Here is a 6357-nt window from a genome sequence, read left to right as displayed (position 1 = left end):
CTTGGCACCCTGACCGCCTTTGATCTCGTCGTGCCATCTCCTTCCCTGTTCGGTCGCCATGAGCGTCGGATCGCCGCCCATCAGCAGCGGGAAAAAGCCCATACCGTCCGAATGGTCAGCCACCACGAGGAAGTCGAGCGGCCGGGACAGCTTGACCGGCTGACCGGTATTCGAGGATATTTCCTCTCCCCGTGCGAACTGGTAGGCATCACGAGGTGTGAGACGCGCACCGAAGGCGCCGGCGTCCATGGAGAACCCGGTATGCAGGTGCGTGTCTCCGAAGAAAGGCCGCGTGGGGAAGTTGCGGCCCGCGTAAGGCGAGTAAGGCGGCTTCGTGGGGTGGACCCTTTCAAGGTCCGCCTTGCTGGCTGTTCCCACATCGCCTTCGCTGACCGCTTCTTCAGCTGCGAAGGCCGTCAGTGTCAGGCAGCTGATCATTGCGACAGCCAGAAAAACATCACGCAATACTTTTCTGCTCATTGTTGTATCCTCCTTTTTCGAATTTCTGCGTTCATCCTGATATATGTTGCATCATCAAAAAACTTTGAGGAGGACGACCATCCTCTGGATGGTCCAGTACGCCCCAAAGCTGCCAACCGCGTATCCCGGCAGGACCTTTGCCCAGCGTGGCCAGCTGACATTCAGCGCCTTCAGCGATCTCACGAGCGCCCGGGCCGTGAAAACGAAAAAGAGCTGACACAGCTCCACACCCACATTGAAGAAGAACAGAGCGAGGGGTACTTCCGCCTTCGGCATCCCGATCGTTGAGAGCCCGGTGGCAAAGCCGAACCCGTGCAGTAGCCCGAACAGGAATGCGACGATCCAGGGATAGCGGATCGTCAGACTCGTCTCACCGCGCCAGGTTCGAACGATCTCCGGCCCGAGAAAAAAGATACTGAGCGCGATGGCAACCTCGAGCGGCGGAAGCGGAACGCTGGCGTAGCCAAAGGTGGCCATGGCGAGTGTGATGCTGTGCGCCACGGTAAAGGCGGTGATGGTCTTCAGGAGCATCAACCGTCCCTTGACGATCAGCAGCAACCCCAGCACAAAGAGCAGATGATCAGCGCCCCGCAGGATGTGGTGAAATCCGAGGCCGATATACTCTCCCGCCGTGGTGCTCCACGTCCGCTCTCCGCGGAGCTGGGCATAGGGCTTTGACGGCCGGACGACGGCGGTCATCGTGGTGCCGTCGAGCCGGTTCAACCTTACAAAGACGTCCGTTATGGATTTCTCCAGGCCGGGGAACCGTATAATGCTCCCCTCCACGCCCTGGCCCCCAATAATCACGACGCGATGAAAGACCTGCGAGTCGGCGAGCAGGAGCACCGTCGGTTCCACGACGGTCTTCCAGTGCTGCGGCAATTCGAGGCGCGCCGGATGCGGCTGGCCAAAGTAGATCGGCGCCCGCCACGTCACCTCATACCTGTCCTTGTCGACCTGCCGCAGTTCCAACGTTCCGGGCTGCGATTCATGGGCATGGACAACCGCACTGGTTCCGGTGACCAATAGCAGCGCCAGCATGAATATCGCGGACCGGGTCATCGCGTCGTCACCCTCGTATTTGCTGCGGCTATTGCCGACGCGGTTACAGCCGTCGGCCTCTCCACGGTCACGGTATAACGCTCCCTGATCTTTGCGTATGCGGCATCCTTCAGTTCCTTCTGCCGCTCGAATGCCCAGTCCCGCTTCACCATCTCCCGGGCATCATTCAGATCGGGCAACCGCCCGCTTACGCTCTCTCTCACGAACACCGCATGCAGGCCGAATCCGGATCGAATCGGCCCCTCCCATCTTCCGGGCCTGAGCTCAAGAAGGCTGTTGCTGAACTCGTCGCCAAATTGTTTCCTGATGTCCCAGAGCGGTGATAGCGGGACTTCCGGTTCCAGCAGCGTGCGGTCGCCGACAGAGTCCGGATCGGCTCCTGCAGTGAGCTGCGCAAGAACCTGCCGGGCATCGGACTCGGCGCTCGTTCCTCGCTTGTTAGTGTTGATATACACCTGACGGAACGACACCTGCGGATCGGTGAGATACTGCTCGCGATGCTTTTTCATGTATGCCTTGAGGTCCGCATCTGTCGGTTCCACCCAGGAGGTAATGTCCTCGTAGATGAATTCCATCTTCTGCCGCAAACGCCGCTTGAGCACTTCGTCGTCCCGGTCCAGGCCTATTGCGATCGCCTCCCGGTAATAGATCTCGTTGCGGACGAAATCCTCGATAAGTTTTTTTTGTTCTTCTTCGATCGGCGGTCGCTGCCAGGTCTTCGCAAACAGATTGTTCATCTGATCGATAGCATCCCGGCTAACGACGATCTGCGCCATCGGCGTACCCGTCTGGCTTCCAGGCAAAGACACCGAATTGCTCCGCCATCCGAAAATGAGGAACAATGCCGCGCCGATCAAAAAGAAATGGAGTAGCGGTTCCCTGAGCAGGCTTCGTGTTTCGGTCCATTTCATGCTTCAATCCTCGGATTCTTGCGACAGCTGAGGTAAATACATGTACATGCGCGGTAGTGATTACAGGCAGACCAGATCGGCTTGGCCACGACGTGGATGCCCTGTGCGATGTGTTCTTTCGGTATATCTGGATTGTTTGGCTGGGATTTTATGAAATGGGGGGTGACACAGGCTATTGGACCTTGGTCTAACAGCGGCGGTACGAACACAGCAAAGCGAAGACAATACTTACCCTTCTTGCTCGATTGAACGGCACCTTGCCGTGATTGCAATGCTGCGGCGGCGAGTCAGTTGCTTGCGTCCGGCTATTGCCAGCGACCGGCGCCTAGAGCTGAGACTCGATCGGAAACAGTCCCAGGAACCACACCGAGAACTTGCGCCATGTGCTCACCTCGGGTTCTTCCAGTCGCTGCCGAACCCCCTCCGCACCGGTCTGCACCCAGGCAATCCGCTTGTAGCCCGAGTCATCGACTATTAACTCGAGACGCCAGGCGATCTTGTCGAGGTTCTGCTCGAGCGTACCGGCCAGATTCTCGGCCAGAGGCGCGCTCTCGCAAACGAGGCCGATCTCCGTATTGAGTTGAATCGAACGGGGATCGAGGTTGAGCGAGCCGATGAAGACCGCGCGTCGGTCGAACACGAAGGTCTTGGCGTGCAGGGAAGCGCGTGAACCGCTGATGCCGCCCTTTCCGCGCTTTGCGCGCTCGTATTCGATCGCTTCGGGCATGAATTCATAGAGCCTTACGCCCGCTTCGAGCAAGGCCTTCCGATAGTGCTGGTAACCGGCATGTACCGCGCCGACATCGGTCGCGGCGAGGGAGTTGGTCAGGACCGTGACGCGCACGCCGCGCTCCACCAGCCCGCGCAGCCAGGCTACGCCGGTCTCGCCGGGGATGAAGTAAGGCGAAACGATCAACAGTTCGCTCTGGACCGGCGAGTTGAGGTTAGCGAACTGAGGCATGAGGTGCCCTTCGGTATCCTCGGGCGCACGGCTGATCTTGGCCGGGTCGTCATAGAGCAGATAGGCCTTGCCCCAGAAGAAGCCCTCGCTACCTGTCGCCATCAACTCAACCAGTTGTGATCTTGCGCTTGTCACGTAGGGGCTGTCTCGTTGTGCCTCGACAAAGGCGGCGAGCTGCGCGCGCAGGGCATCCAGGTTTACGGTCTCGCCGCTTCGACTCAGCAGCGCCGAGACCGGGATCGACGCGGGTGCATTCCAGTAGCGGTCGAATGCATCGGAGACGTCGCTGACGGCACGACCCACTGTCAGCACGTCAAGATCACCGAAGGCAACCTCGCTTTGGGCCTCGAAGTATTCATCGCCGATATTGCGTCCACCCAGGATGGCACGCTGATTGTCCGCGATGAAGCTCTTGTTGTGCATGCGCCGGTTCACGCGTGAAAAATCGGTGAGCATGCCAAGGCTGCGGAATCTGCGCGAAGCGACCGGGTTGAAAAGACGGATCTCGATGTTGGGGTGCGCGTCGAGACTCAGAAGGATCTCGTCATCAGCCCGCGCGCCGACATCGTCGAGGATGACGCGTACCCGCACGCCGCGGTCGGCGGCGCGCAGCAGAGCATTGGCGAAAAAGCGCCCGGTCAAATCGTCATGCCAGATGTAGTACTGAACATCCAGCGAACGCTCGGCCACTTCCGCCAGCACCATGCGTGCGAGCAACGCGTCGACGCCCTTTTGCAGCGGACGAAATCCGCTCTCGCCCGGATGGGCCTTCAGCAATGGTTGGGCTATCTGGCCGAGACGGGTTGCCTCCGTGCCACGCACGGCGTAAGACTCGCTACGTTTGATGTCAGCGGGAAGGCTGGCGCAGCTACTAACGAGCAGCAGCACCGCGACGATAACTCCGTGCCGCCTGTTCAGTTGCCCGCGCATTCAAACCGGATATCGGCGTACTGACCAACGGCTGACATGAATTACATTTTTGTATTGCATGCACGCCTCGTAGCAGAACAATGATGAATTTGAAATAACCTGGACTTGCCCCTCATTGAGCGCCGCCAATCAACGGTTCTCGATGCGGGAGTAGTCGAACAGCCCGGCCTCGCGCGACGCCCACGCGCGGTAAGCGGCATGCAAGCTGTCGCTGTGCGCCCAGAAGCGCACATCGGTGCGACGGATACCGAAGCGGGCCATCATTGCCTGGTAATCGGCCTCGCTGCCCAGACTCTGCACCGTGTGCGCGAACTGCGGCAGGTCGGTAAGTTCGACATGGTAGAACGCATTCGGGTAGGCACCGGCAAAGCCTTCCACCACCAGCAGCCGGTCTTCCGCCGGCACGCGGCGCTTCTTCTCGCCGAAGGGTGCCGCCACGTTCAGGTGCGCGCTGTTGCGAAGCACGGTGAAGTGATACTCGCGGCCGTCGCGATCGCGCACGGTAAGAAACGCGGTTTCCGGCATGCTCGTGGCGGCCGGTCCGCGCACTGCCGACAGTTGCCGCAGCGGCTCCTGTGCGGCGGCCGGCAATCCACTGGCGGCGATGTCATAGCGCGATAAGGACACCGGCGCGTAGTAGCGCCGCATGAGCGCGTACATCTCGGTGAGCGGATCGTGGCTGCGAAAGCGGATGCCGGTTTCCTGATCGTAGTAGGCGGCCACGTTGCGCAGGTGCTCGATGTGCGAGGGGTCGGCATCACGGTACCAGTAGTCGTGAACCTTGTCGCGCGCGGCGCGTGGCAGAAAGGCGAGGAAGTTGAGCTCGCCCTCCATGCGCAGGAAATCCATGTACATGCGCGTCGCCAGCTGGTGGCCGGTATTGCCGTAGACATCGAAGCCGCTGACGAGCAGGTAATGAATGCGCTCGAACAGCGGGTAGCCAAGCACCAGCACCGTCTGAGGGCGCTCGCCGATCAGCCCTTGGACCACCGAAGCGCTGTCGAAATGCCGGAAGCCGGTCAGTGCCGCGTTCGGGTTGGTGCCGTCGCCGTTCCACAACAGTTCGAGCCGCACCGGGTTGTGCGGTCCGAGGCGCCGGTTGAGGTAGTCGCTCTTCGCGCGCAGGTAGTTCTCCTCGTACTTGGAGTAGCTGCGAAAGCGCAGCAACCGCGTGGTGCTCTCGTTCTCGGCCGGCAACCGCAGGTTCTCCACCTCCTGGGCCAGAAACCCGGCGTCGTGCTCGGCCTGTTCGACCGCCGGATCGACGAACACGATCCAGAAGTGGTCGTTGATCACGTTAAGCGCTACTTGGCCGCGGCACACCGGCCCCTTCATGAAACCGGCGAGCGTGAACTGCGCCTCCTCGAGCATGAAACGGTAACGGGCATTCACCGGCAACTCGCGGAAGGTGACAAACGGGTTGGAAGCCTGCTCGGGCACGTACGACGGGAGCGCCATGACCTCATACGGCGCATCGAGGAACCACGACTTGATCTTCGCCATGCGTGCCGCGTTGAGCGCATACGGCAAGTGGGTCTTGGTGAGCGGCGTCTCCTGCAGGCGGCGCAACCGATAATAAACACGTGCCACACCGGGATCGTCGTACGGTCGGCGGCTGGCGATCAGCTTGATCGGCTCGCCCGGCGGGGTGGCCGAGCGCACCAGCTCGAAGTACTCGTTGCCAGGCTTATCGTCAAAGTACAGATGGCCGACGAACCAGTGCTCGTAGATGTAGCGGCTCATGAGCTGCGCCTTGAGGCTGTCGCCATTCAGGAACCGCTCCCACTCGGCGACGCGGACCGTGTAGCCGGTTGGCAGCGGCGCCGGCTCGGCGTACGGCGCACCGGCCTCGATCCAGCGCGCGAGCGTATCGTGCTCGCGCTCGCTCAGCGCCGGCATGCCGAACGGCATGCCCCAGAGCGGGAACTTCGCTTCGAACTGGTCCATCTCCTCGATCCGCGGACATTGCTGGTTACGATCGAGATTGAAATTGAAGTCCTTTGCCGGCAGTAC

5 protein-coding genes are annotated in these 6357 nt (G+C 60.7%); all 5 read right to left on the bottom strand.

The window, feature by feature from the left end; all coding sequences use genetic code 11:
• Positions 1 to 480 (bottom strand): DUF3604 domain-containing protein (locus WB402_RS06115; RefSeq protein WP_424206035.1); only part of this gene is annotated, 480 nt, incomplete at its 3' end.
• Between the two features lie 54 nt (positions 481 to 534).
• Positions 535 to 1521 carry a HupE/UreJ family protein gene (locus WB402_RS06110; protein WP_424206034.1) on the bottom strand — a complete coding sequence of 329 codons (987 nt, stop codon included), beginning with the start codon at positions 1519 to 1521 and terminating at the stop codon, positions 535 to 537.
• A 17-nt stretch (positions 1522 to 1538) separates the two neighbouring features.
• The gene (locus WB402_RS06105; RefSeq protein ID WP_424206033.1) at positions 1539 to 2453 is read right to left on the bottom strand and encodes a peptidyl-prolyl cis-trans isomerase; all 915 of its coding nucleotides are present in this window, start codon (positions 2451 to 2453) and stop codon (positions 1539 to 1541) included.
• 325 nt (positions 2454 to 2778) lie between these two features.
• On the bottom strand, positions 2779 to 4344 hold the full coding sequence (locus tag WB402_RS06100; protein WP_424206032.1) for a phospholipase D family protein: 1566 nt from the start codon (positions 4342 to 4344) through the stop codon (positions 2779 to 2781).
• A gap of 129 nt (positions 4345 to 4473) precedes the next feature.
• A partial coding sequence (locus WB402_RS06095; RefSeq protein ID WP_424206031.1) for a fatty acid cis/trans isomerase occupies positions 4474 to 6357 on the bottom strand: 1884 nt, incomplete at its 5' end.

The organism is Sulfuricaulis sp. (assembly GCF_049587675.1).
GTDB lineage: Bacteria > Pseudomonadota > Gammaproteobacteria > Acidiferrobacterales > Sulfurifustaceae > Sulfuricaulis.
Note: the sequence above shows the minus strand (reverse complement) of the source record. Positions and strands in the feature narration are given on the sequence as shown.